Genomic DNA, 15067 nt, shown 5'->3' on the forward strand with positions numbered 1-15067 from the left:
TCGAAGCCATAAAGACAAGCGAAGCATCAAACTGAGACGAAACAAAGCCGGACGAAACCCTCAATACATGGCCGATATCATCGCCGCTTGACCGTTAACTTGGATTCACGGCCGTGCCCCTTCATTGACGATAATTGCGTTTCAGATCGTCCGATGTTATAACTCAATTATAACATCGGAGATTTTTCCATGAACCTTACCATTCGCAAAATCGGCAACTCCGAAGGCATTATCATCCCAAAAGAAGTCCTTGAACGTTTGGGGCTAAAGGCGGGCGACGAGTTTCAATTGAAGGAAACCGGGGGTACGCTTGAGCTGGCGCCCCAGAAGGACGATCTTGCAGAACAATTGCGGGCGGCCAGAATTGGTATGAAAAAATATCATGTCGCGCTGCGTGAATTGGCGAAATGATGTCCATTAAATGGCTGTCACGCCAAGCAATTGAAATCATACATCATGAACAATTGTTGGAACACGGTGGCTTGCCGGGTCTCAAGGATGTCAACGCTCTCGAATCTGCTTTGGCCCGTCCGGTCAACAAAGCAGCCTACGGCGAGGAAGATATACACGTTCTCGCCGCTGCCTACCTCTACGGCATTGTTCGAAACCACGGGTTTTCGGATGGCAATAAGCGGACTGGTTGGCTTGCAGCGTTTACTTTTCTGGCGATCAACGGCCTACTTATCGAAGCGGAGCAGGCGGACGTTATCGCTTTTGTTCTATCCGTTGCTGCAGGAGAGATTGACGAAGCCGGTACGGCGCAATTCCTGCGAGATCACACCGTTCCGTTTGATCTCTGACAGCTATTAGATTTCGCCAACTCAACCGCCCGCAGATCCATCATCCGGTAAACTTGCCACTCCTCGGGAAGCCCTTCGGCACGGCCCTGCCCGCTGTTGCGCGGTCGCCCATCCATTCCAGCAGTTCGTCCTTGGACTTGGTGAAGCTGCGGCCGGCGCTGTCGGCCCATGTCAGGCCGTCGGCGATGGCAAAGCAGCGCATGTCGGAGACACCGCCATCCTTGTAGCGTTGCAATCGTACGCCCTTGCCGCGGCCCATTTCCGGGATCTGCACCAAGGGGAAGACCAGCATCTTGCGGTTTTCGCCGACGATGGCGACGTGGTCGCCCTTGACCGGGATGACCAGCTTGGCTTCGTCCGGCATGGCAACGTTCATGATCTGCTTGCCCTTGCGGGTATTGGCAGCCATGTCGCCTTCCAGCACCACAAAGCCGTTGCCGGCAGCCGACGAGATCAGCAGTTTTCGCGCCGGATCGTGGACGAAGGCGGTCAGCACGTCCTGGTCATTTTCCATATCGACGATGATGCGCAGCGGTTCGCCGTGCCCGCGTCCGCCCGGCAGCTTGTCGCCGCCCAGCGTATAGGCCTTGCCGCCGGTGGTGACGACGAGGATGCGGTCGGTGGTCGAGGCCGGGAACGACAGTTTCAGCCCGTCGCCCTCCTTGAACTGCAGCGTCGAGACATCGGAAATGTGGCCCTTCAGCGCCCGGATCCAGCCCTTTTCAGAGATGACGACGGTGATCGGTTCCTTCTCGATCATCGCCTGCTGGATCGCTTCCAGATCGGCTTCCGGCGCATTGGAGAACAACGTCCGGCGGCGGCCGATCTCGGTGGCCTTGGCGAATTTCTTCTTCACCTCGCCGATTTCCCAGGCGACGGTCTGCCACTGCTTGTCGTCGGATGCCAGCAGAGTCTCGATCTCAGCCTTTTCCTTCGAAAGAGCTTCGAATTCGGTGCGGATCTCGAACTCTTCCAGCTTGCGCAGCGAGCGCAGGCGCATGTTGAGGATCGATTCGGCCTGCAGGTCGGTGAGCGTGAACCGCTCCATCAAGGCGGGCTTGGGCTCGTCCTCCTCGCGGATGATGCGGATCACCTCGTCGAGATTGAGATAGGCGATCAGGTAACCGCCGAGGATTTCAAGGCGCCGGTCGATCGCCGCCAGCCGGAAGCGCGAGCGGCGCTGCAGCACGTCGCGGCGATGGGCGAGCCATTCCAGCAGGACCTCGTTCAGCGCCATCACCTTGGGAACGCGGCCCATCGACAGGACGTTCATGTTGAGCGGAATGCGATTTTCCAGCTCCGACAGCTTGAACAGCGATTCCATCAGGATGGTCGGATCGACCGAACGGCTCTTCGGCACCAGCACGAGGCGGACATCCTCGGCCGATTCGTCCCGCACGTCTTCCAGCAGCGGCAGCTTGCGGGCGAGCAGAAGCTCGGCGATCTTTTCGATCAGCCGCGACTTCTGCACCTGGAAGGGAATTTCGGTGACGATGATCTGGTAGCCGCCGCGGCCGGTATCTTCGACTTCCCATTTCGCCCGGACGCGAAAGCCGCCGCGACCGGTCTTGTAGGCCTCGATGATGCTCTCGCGGCTATCGATGATGATGCCGCCGGTCGGAAGGTCAGGACCTTCGATCCCGCCGCGCTCGGGATTGTTCGGATCGAGCATCAGCTCTTCGATGGTCGCGCCCGGGTTCTTGATCAGGTGCAGTGCGGCGTCGCAAAGTTCATGGGCGTTGTGCGGCGGGATCGAGGTCGCCATGCCGACGGCAATGCCGGAGGCGCCGTTCGCCAGCAAATTCGGGAAGGCGCCGGGCATGACGACCGGTTCCTGATCTTCCTCATTGTAGGTTGGACGAAAATCCACCGCGTCCTGATCGATGCCTTCGAGCAGAAGGCTCGCCACATCGGTCATACGAGCTTCGGTGTACCGGTAGGCGGCGGCACTGTCCCCGTCGATATTGCCGAAATTGCCCTGGCCATCGACGATCGGATAGCGCTGCGAGAAATCCTGCGCCAGGCGCACCAGCGCATCATAGACAGACTGGTCGCCATGCGGGTGGAACTTACCGATGACGTCGCCGACGATACGGGCGCATTTCTTGAACGAGGAATTGGAGCGCAGCCCCATTTCGCTCATCGCATGGATGATGCGGCGATGGACGGGCTTCAGGCCGTCGCGCACGTCAGGCAGTGCCCGGTGCATGATGGTCGACAGCGCATAGGCGAGATAGCGCTCTTCCAGCGCCGCCTTGAGGTCAACCGGCAGAATATGATCGTCTCCGCCCGACGGCGGCAAAAGGCTTTGTCCCATGATTTCTTGCTACCGCAACAAACCCTGAACGGCAAGGATTGCAGGGCATTGCGCTGTGGAGAACCCTGTGTGGCAATGGCGATGTGCGATGTCAGCGGACGTGGACGAAACCCCTTCGTCTGGCATCAGTCACCGCGGCAGCTGTCGCCGTGACCGGTTCGGGCCTCAAAATGATTCCTCAGCCCACGCCAGATTTGCAATGTCCTTGAAAATTTGAAGGCTCATCCTGCGTTGATCTGCCTGGAAAGCGCATGCCGTTTGCGGGAAATGGCGGTCCCACGAACAATTTTCATCTTAAAATTGAATAGTCTCACGAAACATCGCTTGCGGAGGCAATTCGAATATATTTCGGCCTTAATCCGTATTAGAAATGCCTTCGAAATTAGAGCTTTACAACAAGGAACCGCTCCATGATGCCTACCCGCAACCTTCGTCTGATGCTAGCGAGCGCCGCTTTTATCGGCCTTTCCGGTCCGGCCTTCGCGCTCGACGGCGCGGATCTCGTCACCAAGCTGAACGCCGCCTATGCCCTCAATGGCGCAACCGTTGCCTATGAAAAGGTCGCTGTCGATGGCACGACCGTGACGCTTACCGGCGTCAGCGTCAAATCGACCGCCGCCCCCGGCAAGGATTTCAAGATCGGCGACGTAACGCTTGAGGGCGTCGAAGAAACCGATGGCGGCGGCTACTATGCCGAAACCGTCACGCTGCCGGATGTCGATGTCAAGGAAGACGAAACAGCGATTACCGCCAAGGACATCTCCATCGGCGGCCTCAGCATCCCCGGCAATCCGGCCGGCGGCACGGTCCACGATATCGTCCTTTACGAATCCGCAACGACTGGCCCGGTAACGGTCACCGCCAAGGGCAAGCCGGTGTTTTCGATGGACGAATCGGAAGCCAATCTGACGAAGCAAGAAAGCGACGCGGGTTTCGATTTTGACGCCACCTTTTCGGGCATCAAGGCCGATCTCTCCGGCGTCGAGGACCCCAAGTCGAAGGATGCGATTGAAAAGCTCGGCCTGAAAAACCTTGCCGGCGAGATGACGATGAAGGGCAGCTGGGAAGTGGCCACGGGCAACGTCTCGCTTGAGGAATACGCCTTCGACTTCGCCAATGTCGGCCGCCTGGCGATCGCCTTCGACGTTTCCGGCTACACGCTGGACTTCATGAAGTCCGTGCAGGAAGCCATGAAGGCGGCGGAAACCAATCCGAACAAGGAAGAAGCCAACCAGGCCATGGGCCTGTCGATGATGGGCCTGATCCAGCAGCTGACGTTCAACAGCGCCTCGATCCGCTTCGACGACGCGACGATCACCAAGCGCGTTCTCGACTATATCGGCTCGCAGCAGGGCACCACGGGCGATCAGCTGGCGCAGTCGCTGAAGGGCATGGTTCCGTTGATGATGGCACAGCTGAACGTGCCGGAATTGCAGAACCAGGTCTCGAGCGCCGTCAACACCTATCTCGATGCACCGAAGAGCCTGACGATCGCGGCCGAACCGGCCAACCCGGTTCCGTTCCCGATGATCATCGGCGCCGCCATGGGCGCGCCGAACACGGTCCCGAGCGTCCTCGGCGTCAAGGTCACCGCCAACGATTGATCCGGCGGATCACAACCGAACATAAGAAGGCCCGGCGAGAGATCGCCGGGCCTTCTTTCTTATAAGCTCAAGGCCAATCGCAGACACGAAAAACCCGGCGATTGGCATCGCCGGGTTGATCAAAATCCAATCAGTAAAGGACTGCCGTTAGTCTTTCTTCAGCGGCGGGATGACGCGCAGTGACAGCTCAAGCAGCTGCTTGGGCATCGCCGGAGCCGGGGCGTTCATCAGGAGGTCCTGTGCCTGCTGGTTCATCGGGAACAGCGTGATTTCGCGCAGGTTCTTGGCGCCGAGCAAAAGCATGACGACGCGGTCGATACCGAAGGCGCAGCCGCCATGCGGAGGGGCGCCGTACTGGAAGGCGCGGTACATGCCGCCAAAACGGTCTTCAACGTCGGTCTGGCTGAGGCCGACCAGCTCGAACGCCTTGACCATCAGTTCCGGCGACTGGTTACGGATCGAGCCCGAGGCGATTTCGAAGCCGTTGCAGACGGCGTCATACTGATAGGCCTTGATCGTCAGCGGGTCCTGCGTCTGCAGCGCCTCGAGGCCACCCTGCGGCATCGAGAACGGGTTGTGGGCAAAATCGACCTTCTTGTCTTCCTCGCTCCATTCGTAGAACGGGAAGTCGATGATCCAGCACAGTTCGAACCGGTCGCGATCGATGAGGTTCAGGTCCTCGCCGGCCTTGGTGCGGGCTTCGCCTGCGAACTTATAGAATTTGGCCGGGTCGCCGGCGACGAAGAAGCAGGCATCGCCTGCATCAAGACCAAGCTGCGTGCGCAGCGCTTCGGTGCGCTCCTCGCCGATGTTCTTGGCAAGCGGGCCGGAGCCGGCAGTCGTGCCGTCTTCTTCCTTACGCCAGAAGATGTAGCCGAGGCCCGGCTGGCCGGTCGACTGCGCCCAGGCATTCATGCGGTCGCAGAAGGCGCGCGAACCACCGGTCTTGGCCGGGATCGCCCAGACTTCGACCTTCGGATCGCGCTCGATCATGCCGGCAAACACCTTGAAGCCGGAGCCGGCAAAGTGTTCGGTGACGGCCTGCATCTCGATCGGGTTGCGCAGGTCCGGCTTGTCGGAACCGTATTTGCGGATCGCCTGATCATAAGGAATGCGCGGCCATTCCTTGGTGACCGGCTTTCCTTCGGCAAACTGCTCGAACACGCCGGTCATGATCGGTGCCATCGTGTCCCAGACGTCTTCCTGGGTAACGAAGCTCATTTCCAGGTCGAGCTGGTAGAATTCGCCCGGCAGACGGTCGGCACGCGGGTCTTCATCGCGGAAGCACGGGGCGATCTGGAAATAGCGGTCGAAACCGGCCACCATCAACAGCTGCTTGTACTGCTGCGGCGCCTGCGGCAGGGCGAAGAACGTGCCGGGATGGATGCGGCTCGGCACCAAAAAGTCGCGCGCGCCTTCCGGCGACGAGGCCGTCAGGATGGGTGTCGAATATTCGGCAAAGCCGGCCGAGTTCATGCGCGAGCGCATATCGGAAATGATCTGGCTGCGCTTGACGATGTTCTTGTGCAGCGTTTCGCGGCGCAGATCGAGAAAGCGGTACTTGAGGCGGATGTCTTCAGGGTAATCCGGCTCGCCGAACACCGGCAGCGGCAGTTCCTTGGCGGCGGAGAGAACTTCGATCTCCTGCGCGTAAAGCTCGATCTCGCCGGTCGCCATCTGCTTGTTGACGGTCTCGTCCGATCGCGCCTTGACGGTGCCGTCGATGCGGATGACCCATTCGCCGCGCACCGTCTCGGCCGCCTTGAAGGCCGGTGAGTCGGGATCGACGACGATCTGCGTCATGCCATAGTGATCGCGAAGATCGATGAACAGCAGGCCGCCATGGTCGCGAACGCGGTGGACCCAGCCGGAGATGCGGACGGTCTGGCCGACATCGGCTTTGCGAAGAGCGGCACAAGTGTGGCTGCGGTAACGATGCATGATATTATCCTGGAACCAAGGGGCTGCGCGGCCACGCCAAAGCGCGCTGCGGCAGCGTCAAAATCGGGCGGAAAAGCGCATGGTGAGGCCGATTTGTCAAGGCCGGGACGTGCGCGCAGGCAATCAAAGACAACCATAGGACCGCGTTTGCGCGACTGCGGAAGCCGCCCATTCATGCCGGATGCTGACCGGACCATCAATTATCGTGACTGTTTTTGCCGGATGGCTGCGTCTAAGACTGAGGCATGGCACGCCGGCATGGAGTCGCGTCCGCCCGGATCGTTTTCTTCATGTCGCAGCTTCGCCCGCTCATCCCCCTCCTCATCACCGCCGGCATCCTGATCGGCGGCAACGGGCTGCAGGGGACCTATATTTCGCTGCGCGCCCTGCAGGAGGGCTTTTCGACATCGCTGATCGGCCTTGTCGGCACCGGCTACAATATCGGCTTTGCCATCGGCTGCATCTATGTGACGCGCATCCTGCGCTCGATCGGTCATATAAGGACGTTCTCGGCGATGGCGGCGATCGCCTCGGCAGCCTCGCTGGCCATGGTGCTTCTGATCGATCCGTGGTTCTGGTTCCTGATGCGGCTGATTGCCGGCATCTGTTTTGCCAGCCTGTTTGCCACCGTCGAAAGCTGGCTGAATGCCCGGGTCAACAATTCCAACCGCGCCCGCACGCTGTCGATCTACCGCCTGGTCGATCTCGGCTCGGTGACGGCGGCGCAATATCTGATCCCGACCGTCGGCATCGAGGGGTTCCAGCTGTTTGCCATCGTCTCCATGGCGCTCACGCTGTCGCTGGTGCCGATCTCCTTTGCCGACCGCTCCAGCCCTGGATTGCCGGAGGCGATCAAGTTCGACGTCAAGGCGCTGTGGAACATCTCGCCGCTGGCCACGATCGGCTGTATCGTCGTCGGGCTGACCAATTCCACCTTCCGCTCGCTCGGGCCGATCTATGCCGAGGGTATCGGCCTGTCGATCACCGCCATTGCCACCTTCATGAGCGTCGGGATCATCGGCGGCGTCGTGCTGCAATATCCGCTTGGGCTCTATTCCGACCGGCTGGACCGGCGGCTGATCATCCTCTTTGCCACCTTCGGCTCGCTGCTTGCCGGGCTGTATCTCGCCCTGTTCGCCGGTAGCGACGAATGGCTGAACTTCATCGGCATCTTCATCTTCGGCGCCTTCGCCATGCCGCTCTATTCGCTCTGCTCGGCCCATGCCAACGACCATGCCGCCGAGGGTCAGCACGCGCTGGTGTCGGCCGGCATGCTGTTCTTCTGGTCGTGCGGCGCCATCATCGGGCCGCTGTTCGCCTCGTTCATGCTGGATATTTTTGGGCCGCCGGCGCTGTTCATCTATACCGCCGCGGTGCTTGCAGCCTTCATGCTCTATACCCTGCAAAGGATGATGGCGCGCGGTGCAGTGCCCACCGGTGAACGCTCGATGCGGTTTCGCAACCTTTTGCGTACCTCCTCCTTCTTCAACAAGCTGGCGGCCAGGCCCGAGGATAAGAAGTAACGTTTGGGCGGCTGACTGCGGCAAGATGCGCGCAAATGGCAATTGATGAATACCGGCATCAAGTTTAAACGGGGACATCTCAATCTCCGGAATCCCGCCATGCCGATCATCAGCCGCCGCACACTTCTGAAGGGATCGGCTGCAGCCGCTGCCTCCTTCGCCATCGGCGGCGGGCTTGCGGCGCGAAACGGAATTGCGGCCCCGGGCCCGCTGCTGCTCAAGGCGCAATTCACCGAGGCAAAACTGGCCCCTGACGGCATCACCCCGAAAATCATGACCTACGGCACAAGCGATGCGCCTGCCACCGGCATGCCGCCGGTCATCCGCATGAAAAAGGGCGAGCCCTTCGCCGCCCGGCTGGTGAATGCACTGGACGAGCCGACCACGGTTCACTGGCACGGGTTGCGCATCGTCAACGCCATGGACGGCGTGCCGGAGATGACCCAACCTTACGTCTATCCCGGCGACAGCTTCGACTATGCCTTCACGCCGCCGGACGCGGGCACCTTCTGGTATCATCCGCATTGCAACACGCTGACCCAGATGGGCCACGGGCTGACCGGCGTCATCGTCGTGGAGAATCCCGATGATCCCGTCTTCGACGCCGAGATCGTGCTCAACCTGCGCGACTGGCGGCTCGGCACCGGCGGCGCCTTCATCGCCCCGTTCAAGCCACGCGATGCCGCACGCGGCGGCACCTATGGCACGGTGCGCACCACCAACTGGCAGCAGCAGCCGCGCTATGACGCACCTTCGGGCGGTCTCGTTCGCATCCGCATCGCCGCCACCGACGTGACGCGCATCTATTCGCTTGCCGCAGAAGGTGCGCCGGCTGTCGTCATCGCGCTCGACGGCAATCCGGTCGATGCGCCCTTCCCGCTCGATCTGCTCGATGTCGGCCCCGGCCAGCGCGTCGAACTGGTCGTGCGCATGCCGGACGCGGAAGGTGCTGAGGTCAAGCTCGGCAATCTGCGCGGCTCAAACCCGTTTACGGTGGCCACCCTGCGCGCCACCGGCACCTCGCTGAAACGCGATATCCGCGACGTAAAACCGTTGCCGGCCAATCCGATTGCCGAAGCCGATCTGTCGATCGCCGAACGCATCCCGCTCGAATTTACCGCAACGGCGGAACATGCGCCGGTTCCCAGCATCTGCGGCACCCTCGGCTATACGTTCTGGGCAATCAACAAGGTGCCGTGGCAGGGCGATACGCCGGATCCGGGAGCCCCGGTTTCCGAGTTGAAACTCGGCAAAAGCTATGTGCTGCAGGTCAGGAACCGCACACCGCATGCGCATCCGATCCACCTGCATGGCCTGAGCTTCCGCATCCTCAGTTCCAACAAGCGCACCGTCCTGCCGCCACCGACCGACACGATCCTGCTCCTGCCGGACGAACAGGCCGAACTCGGTCTCGTCGCCGATAACCTCGGCGACTGGTTGCTCCATTGTCATATCATCGAGCACCAGAAGACAGGAATGTCCGGATATTTCCGCGTTGTTTGAGCATTTTTTGTTGTGGCACCGGGCGTGACGGGATACATCGGGTGAGTTTTAACGGCCGCATTTCCGCCACAGTGATTGAAGTTTGATGATCGAGACAACCGCCGAACTTGCCGCCGCCTGCGAAACGCTGGCCAGCGGGGAATACCTGACAATCGATACGGAATTTCTCCGCGAGACGACCTTCTGGCCGCAGCTCTGCCTGATCCAGATGGCCGGACCGGACATTGCCGTCATTGTCGATCCGATGGCCAAGGATATCGACCTTGCGCCGTTCTTCGAGCTGATGGCCAATACGAATGTCGTCAAGGTCTTCCATGCGGCCCGCCAGGACATCGAAATCATCTACAATCTCGGCAAGCTGATCCCGCATCCGATCTTCGACACGCAGGTCGCCGCCATGGTCTGCGGCTTCGGCGACAGCGTCTCCTACGACCAGCTGGTCAGCCGCATCAAGAACGTCCATATCGACAAGTCCTCGCGCTTCACCGACTGGAGCCGCCGGCCGCTGTCGGAAAAGCAGCTCGATTACGCGCTGGCCGACGTCACCCATCTGCGCGATGTCTACCTGCACCTGAAGGCCGAGCTCGAGCGCGAAGGCCGCTCGCTGTGGCTGACCGAGGAAATGGCCATCCTCGAAGCCAAGGAAACCTATGACATCCATCCGGACGACGCCTGGCAGCGCCTGAAGATGCGGCTGAAGAAGCCGATCGAACTTGCCGTGCTGCAGAAGGTCGCCGCCTGGCGCGAGCGCGAGGCCCGCAACCGCAACGTTCCGCGCGGCCGCATCCTCAAGGATGACGGTCTCTACGAGATCGCCCAACAGCAGCCAAAGGACGTCGAAGCACTGTCGCGCCTGCGCACCATCCCCAAGGGTTGGGAGCGTTCGGCAGCCGGAACGGCAATCCTTGAAGCGGTCAATGCAGCGCTCGACTTGCCGAAGGCCGACATGCCGAAGCTGCCGCGTCAGAACCAGGCCCCGGAAGGCGCCCAGGCCGCCGGCGAAATGCTCAAGGTCCTGTTGAAGCTGATTGCCGAAAAACAGGGCGTCGCCGCCAAGATCATCGCCAATAGCGAGGATCTCGAACGGATTGCATCGGAAGGCCAAAACGCCGATGTCGGCGCCTTGAGAGGCTGGCGTCGCGAACTGTTCGGCGATACAGCCCTGAAGCTGATCAACGGCGAAGTCGCCCTGCGCTTCGTCGATCGCAAGATCGAAGCCGTCGAGCTTTAAGACATTTCGCCAGAGCATTTCCGCTGTTCTTCGAATCGCGAAAACGCTCTGTCTTTTTGTTTTGCCGCAATTCCGGACGCAAAACCGCTGCGCGCTTTTGCTGGAATTGCTCTAGGGGTGCATCTTTGCACCCTTGGTGATCTTGTCGGCGATCTTCTTGTCGGCATGAAGTGCAATGCCGACAACCTTTGCATCATCCGGACCGAACAGGGCGAATACCTCGCGGTTTGCCGCGTCGTGCCCGGTCGCAAACATCTCTTCGACATAAAGCGATGTCTTGACCTCGCGCTCCAGCGCCCGACGGTGGATAGCGGCAATGGTCTTTTGGTCGGCAGATAGCACGATGACCGGCTGGATGCTCAAGGGATTGTAGACGTTGCCATCCGCATCGCGGTAGACTTCGCCGATTATTCCGGGCTTTTCGGCAATGATGCCGCTGGTCAGGAACGCCGTGACGTTGAGCTTTTGCCAGACGGCCAGATCCTCGCGCAGCACGATTGCAAATTTGGTATCGAACATGAATGCCAACTCCACTCTTGGAAACAGGACGCTCGAAGCGTCCGGGGCCTCCATAGCCCGCAGTGGTCATGGCAATCTTGAACGTTCGTGCATATCGGCGGCGTCCGACAGCATCAAGGTCGCGCCCGTCTCGGGCGGCATCGAGCGGATCGAGGCGCATTTTCACGGCAACGCCTTTGAGCCGCATCGCCATGATACCTATGCGCTCGGCCTGACGTTGCAGGGCGTGCAGGCGTTCCGCTACCGTGGATCGGTCCGTTACAGCCAGCCCGGTGATATCATCGTGCTGCATCCCGACGAGGTCCATGATGGCGGTGCGGGAACGGAGGAAGGCCTGCGCTACCGGATGCTGTACCTGCCGCCCGAAATGCTGATCGATGCGCTTGGAGAAAGGCCGCGCGGCCTGCCCTTCGTGCCGTCGCCGGTGATCGCCGACCGGGCCTTTGCCGCAAGTCTTGCGGAGGTTATGCGTGATCTCGATGGGGCCATCGGCGAGCTGCGTCTGGACGATACGCTCACCGGTATCGCCGACGCGCTGTTGCGGCATTCGGACGGCGGCCGCAAGGCGTCCGGCCGGACGTTTGATCCGGCCGCAATCCGCAGAACCTGCGACTTCCTGCAGACCCATTCCGACCGGCAGGTGAATAGCGCCGAGCTCGAAAACGTCAGCGGCCTCGACCGTTTTACGCTCGCCCGGCATTTCCGCTGGAGTGTCGGCACCAGCCCGCACCGCTATCTCGTCATGCGCCGGCTCGAGCGGGCGCGCGGCATGATCGGCAGCGGCAGGAGCCTCGTCGATATCGCGCCCGAAAGCGGCTTTTCCGACCAGGCGCATTTCACCCGGCACTTCAAGAAAGCCCATGGGATGACCCCAGGGCGCTGGGCGAGCCTTTGCGGCCGGGCTTGAATGATGCGACACACCGTTACACGAAATCGCTTGACCCGACCTGTCCAAGGGGAACAATACCTGCCTGCACGGGGGGAGTGGAAACTGATTCATGAGAGAAATATCCCCAACGGAGAACTGGCTGCTGATCGCGCTCGGCATGGCGCTGTCCGGCGTGCTTTATGGCCTTGTGGTCTTTCCAGGTGAACCGATCATCATCGGTGCGGTGTTTGCCGTCTTCATGGGTCTGCCGCTGATCGCCTTTGAACGCCGGATCCTGTTTCGCCCGCTTTACCGGCGGATCGAGCGGCTTCCGACCTTCGCCTATATCGTTGTTGCACTGATAATCTACGAGCTCCTGATGAGCGCGGGTTATGCCCTGGCAGCCATGCTTCTCTGGTGGCTCAAGCTTGTCAAACCGGCATCGCTCAGCGACATCATCGTCATGCCGTTCCATGTTTTCCTTTATGCGCTGGCCGTCTGCGCTCTGATCGTCTTCATCCTGCGCGTACGCGACCTGCTCGGCCGTGACGTCTTTACCAGCATGCTGATCAGCCGTTACCGCCGGCCGGTGAAGGAGGAGCGCGTTTTCCTGTTCATCGACCTTGCAGGTTCGACGTCCTTTGCCGAAAAGCACGGCGATTTGCGCGCGCAGGAATTTCTCAAAGCCCTGTTTGCGGCCTTCGCCGAACCGGTCCGGCGGCACAAGGGTGCGATCGACGACTATGTCGGCGACGCCGCGATCGTCACTTGGCGGCTGGAACGGGGCATCAAATTTGCGCGCTGCGTTCGCTGCATCTTCGATATCCTCGATGACATCGAAGCCAATGCCGATACCTGGCGCAAGAATTTCGGCCACGTTCCGCGGCTGCGCGCAGCCCTTCACGGCGGGTTCATCATCACGGCGGAAATCGGCGTCGATCATCACAAGATCGCCTATTTCGGCGATACGGTGAATACGACGGCCCGGCTGGAATCCCTGTGCAAGTCGCTCGGCCGACAGGTGCTGATCTCGGCTGAGCTCGCTCAGCGCATCAAGCTGCCGGATACGATTGCCATCGAGGATCTGGGAACCCATGCCGTCAAGGGGCGTGGCCAGACGCTCGGCGTCATGGCATTGGCCGAGCAAGCCAAGGCCGAGCTTATCGCCCCGATCGAACTGCGGATTCCCGCCGAGTAAACGCCCTGCCGCTGCACCGTCACCAAAGCTTCATCCAGCCGTCAAGTCGCCGACATCAAAGCCCTGCTAAGCGGAACCCCTCGACCAACCGCTCAATGGGGACATGATGAAAAACGCTCTCTTCACTTCCGTGGCTTTCAGCCTTCTGATGACATCGGCCGCTCTTGCCGAAGACACCGTCTTCCCGGCCAAGCTTGCCGCCCACGCCATCCTGCCGGCCAACACGATCATCGCCGCGCCTGCCGACGCGGCCGGTTACCTGAAGACATCGGGCAAGTTCACGACCCCGGATCGCAAGCGCACCGAAGCGCTCGGCACCGTTCCCGGCAAGGACGGCGTGCGTCTGACCGGCCTGTCGCTGCCGTTCGACGGCCAGCCGATGCAGGGCTTTTCCGGCATCAAGACCATGGCGGACGGTACCTTCTGGAGCATGTCCGACAATGGTTTCGGCTCGAAGCTGAATTCGTCCGACACGATGCTGATGTTGCACAACATCAAGATCGACTGGGATGCAGGCAAGGTCGAAGCCAAAAAGACGCTTTTTCTCTCCGATCCCGACAAGAAGGCGCCCTTCCCGATCGTCATGGAAGGTGCGGCCACACGCTACCTGACGGGTGCTGATTTCGACGTCGAATCGATCCAGCCGGTTGCCGATGGTTTCTGGGTCGGCGAGGAATTCGGTCCCTACATCCTGAAATTCCACCTCGACGGCAAGCTGACCGACGTTATCGCCACCACCGTCAACGGCAAGCCGGTCATGTCGCCCGACAACCCGACGCTGGCTGTTCAGGCCGACCCGTCCAAGCCGATGCCGGCGCTCAACGTCAAGCGCTCCGGCGGCTATGAAGGTCTGGCTCTGTCGAAGGACGGCAGCAAGCTCTACGGCCTGCTCGAGGGCCCGGTCTGGACCGACGCCGAAAATGTCGAGCAGGCCGAAGGCCGCCCGGCGCTGCGCATCATCGAACTCGACGTCGCCTCGAAGGCCTGGACCGGCCGCAGCTGGCTCTATCCGCTGGCCGAAGGCGGAGAAGCCATCGGCGATTTCAACATGCTGGACGGCACGACGGCGCTGGTGATCGAGCGCGACAATGGTGCAGGCACCATCGACAAGGCCTGCGCCGACCCGAAGGCACCGAAGCCGGATTGCTTTGCCGTCGGCTCCAAGGTCAAGCGCGTCTACAAAATCGAGATGACCGACGAGAACGCCGGCAAGGCGGTGCGCAAGATCGGCTATATCGATCTGCTCAAGATCGCCGATCCGGACAACAAGAAGCGCCAGGGCGGCGGCGAAGGTTTTTACGACATGCCGTTCGTCACCATCGAGAACGTCGATCGCGTCGATGACACCCACATCATCGTCGGCAACGACAACAACCTGCCCTTCTCGGCCGGCCGCTCGCTCGACAAGGCCGACGACAACGAATTCGTCCTGCTCGAAGTCGGCGAGTTCCTGAACGCCAAGTAAACATCACTGCGACAGATAAGCGAAGGCTCCGCAAAATCAATTGCGGGGCCTTCGTACTGCTGACAGCCGTGGCTTTGGCTACTTTTGTGACGGCAGCA

At 60.7% G+C, this 15067-nt stretch carries 12 protein-coding genes; 9 read left to right on the forward strand and 3 right to left on the reverse strand.

The window, feature by feature from the left end:
* Positions 1–189: 189 nt before the first annotated feature.
* Both ACP7BS_RS21240 and ACP7BS_RS21245 read left to right on the forward strand, forming a co-directional pair.
* A complete protein-coding gene (locus tag ACP7BS_RS21240; protein ID WP_426239718.1) occupies positions 190–411 on the forward strand; it encodes an AbrB/MazE/SpoVT family DNA-binding domain-containing protein in 222 nt (73 codons plus the stop codon).
* The gene (locus ACP7BS_RS21245; protein WP_426239719.1) at positions 408–800 is read left to right on the forward strand and encodes a type II toxin-antitoxin system death-on-curing family toxin; all 393 of its coding nucleotides are present in this window, start codon (positions 408–410) and stop codon (positions 798–800) included. The genes ACP7BS_RS21240 and ACP7BS_RS21245 overlap by 4 nt, the downstream gene beginning before the upstream one ends.
* Before the next feature lie 40 nt (positions 801–840).
* Here the strand turns inward: ACP7BS_RS21245 and parC are convergent, their stop codons facing one another.
* Positions 841–3117 (reverse strand): DNA topoisomerase IV subunit A, encoded by a 2277-nt coding sequence (gene parC, locus ACP7BS_RS21250; protein WP_426239720.1) that lies wholly within the window; start codon positions 3115–3117, stop codon positions 841–843.
* A gap of 410 nt (positions 3118–3527) precedes the next feature.
* On the opposite strand from parC, the gene ACP7BS_RS21255 reads away from it, so the two are divergent.
* On the forward strand, positions 3528–4721 hold the full coding sequence (locus ACP7BS_RS21255; protein ID WP_426239721.1) for a hypothetical protein: 1194 nt from the start codon (positions 3528–3530) through the stop codon (positions 4719–4721).
* 147 nt (positions 4722–4868) lie between these two features.
* Here ACP7BS_RS21255 and aspS read toward each other — a convergent pair whose 3' ends face one another.
* Positions 4869–6662 (reverse strand): aspartate--tRNA ligase, encoded by a 1794-nt coding sequence (aspS, locus tag ACP7BS_RS21260; RefSeq protein WP_426239722.1) that lies wholly within the window; start codon positions 6660–6662, stop codon positions 4869–4871.
* A 290-nt stretch (positions 6663–6952) separates the two neighbouring features.
* Here aspS and ACP7BS_RS21265 point away from each other — a divergent pair, with 290 nt between their 5' ends.
* The 3 genes from ACP7BS_RS21265 (at position 6953) to rnd (ending at position 10919) form a co-directional block, all read left to right on the forward strand.
* Positions 6953–8185 carry an MFS transporter gene (locus ACP7BS_RS21265; RefSeq protein ID WP_426239723.1) on the forward strand — a complete coding sequence of 411 codons (1233 nt, stop codon included), beginning with the start codon at positions 6953–6955 and terminating at the stop codon, positions 8183–8185.
* A 99-nt stretch (positions 8186–8284) separates the two neighbouring features.
* The gene (locus tag ACP7BS_RS21270; protein ID WP_426239724.1) at positions 8285–9688 is read left to right on the forward strand and encodes a multicopper oxidase family protein; all 1404 of its coding nucleotides are present in this window, start codon (positions 8285–8287) and stop codon (positions 9686–9688) included.
* Between the two features lie 85 nt (positions 9689–9773).
* Positions 9774–10919 (forward strand): ribonuclease D, encoded by a 1146-nt coding sequence (gene rnd / locus ACP7BS_RS21275; protein WP_426231794.1) that lies wholly within the window; start codon positions 9774–9776, stop codon positions 10917–10919.
* A 111-nt stretch (positions 10920–11030) separates the two neighbouring features.
* Here the strand turns inward: rnd and ACP7BS_RS21280 are convergent, their stop codons facing one another.
* On the reverse strand, positions 11031–11438 hold the full coding sequence (locus tag ACP7BS_RS21280) for a DUF2000 family protein (RefSeq protein ID WP_426239725.1): 408 nt from the start codon (positions 11436–11438) through the stop codon (positions 11031–11033).
* On the opposite strand from ACP7BS_RS21280, the gene ACP7BS_RS21285 reads away from it, so the two are divergent.
* From ACP7BS_RS21285 to ACP7BS_RS21295, 3 genes are all read left to right on the forward strand, one after another.
* Positions 11437–12345, forward strand: a complete 909-nt coding sequence (locus ACP7BS_RS21285) for an AraC family transcriptional regulator (protein WP_426239726.1) — start codon at positions 11437–11439, stop codon at positions 12343–12345. The genes ACP7BS_RS21280 and ACP7BS_RS21285 overlap by 2 nt on opposite strands.
* A gap of 91 nt (positions 12346–12436) precedes the next feature.
* Complete coding sequence (locus tag ACP7BS_RS21290; RefSeq protein WP_426231797.1) at positions 12437–13504, forward strand: adenylate/guanylate cyclase domain-containing protein; 1068 nt, start codon at positions 12437–12439, stop codon at positions 13502–13504.
* A 106-nt stretch (positions 13505–13610) separates the two neighbouring features.
* Positions 13611–14969, forward strand: a complete 1359-nt coding sequence (locus tag ACP7BS_RS21295) for an esterase-like activity of phytase family protein (protein WP_426239727.1) — start codon at positions 13611–13613, stop codon at positions 14967–14969.
* Positions 14970–15067 lie beyond the last annotated feature (98 nt).

It is taken from the genome of Pararhizobium sp. DWP1-1-3, from assembly GCF_049896125.1.
Classification (GTDB): Bacteria; Pseudomonadota; Alphaproteobacteria; order Rhizobiales; family Rhizobiaceae; genus Pararhizobium.

Bases quoted from the DNA above. Each gene is read 5' to 3' on its own strand.
- ACP7BS_RS21240 (WP_426239718.1), top strand. From the start codon at position 190: ATGAACCTTACCATTCGCAAAATCGGCAACTCCGAAGGCATTATCATC.
- ACP7BS_RS21245 (WP_426239719.1), top strand. From the start codon at position 408: ATGATGTCCATTAAATGGCTGTCACGCCAAGCAATTGAAATCATACAT.
- parC (WP_426239720.1), bottom strand. From the start codon at position 3,117: ATGGGACAAAGCCTTTTGCCGCCGTCGGGCGGAGACGATCATATTCTG.
- ACP7BS_RS21255 (WP_426239721.1), top strand. From the start codon at position 3,528: ATGATGCCTACCCGCAACCTTCGTCTGATGCTAGCGAGCGCCGCTTTT.
- aspS (WP_426239722.1), bottom strand. From the start codon at position 6,662: ATGCATCGTTACCGCAGCCACACTTGTGCCGCTCTTCGCAAAGCCGAT.
- ACP7BS_RS21265 (WP_426239723.1), top strand. From the start codon at position 6,953: ATGTCGCAGCTTCGCCCGCTCATCCCCCTCCTCATCACCGCCGGCATC.
- ACP7BS_RS21270 (WP_426239724.1), top strand. From the start codon at position 8,285: ATGCCGATCATCAGCCGCCGCACACTTCTGAAGGGATCGGCTGCAGCC.
- rnd (WP_426231794.1), top strand. From the start codon at position 9,774: ATGATCGAGACAACCGCCGAACTTGCCGCCGCCTGCGAAACGCTGGCC.
- ACP7BS_RS21285 (WP_426239726.1), top strand. From the start codon at position 11,437: ATGAATGCCAACTCCACTCTTGGAAACAGGACGCTCGAAGCGTCCGGG.
- ACP7BS_RS21280 (WP_426239725.1), bottom strand. From the start codon at position 11,438: ATGTTCGATACCAAATTTGCAATCGTGCTGCGCGAGGATCTGGCCGTC.
- ACP7BS_RS21290 (WP_426231797.1), top strand. From the start codon at position 12,437: ATGAGAGAAATATCCCCAACGGAGAACTGGCTGCTGATCGCGCTCGGC.
- ACP7BS_RS21295 (WP_426239727.1), top strand. From the start codon at position 13,611: ATGAAAAACGCTCTCTTCACTTCCGTGGCTTTCAGCCTTCTGATGACA.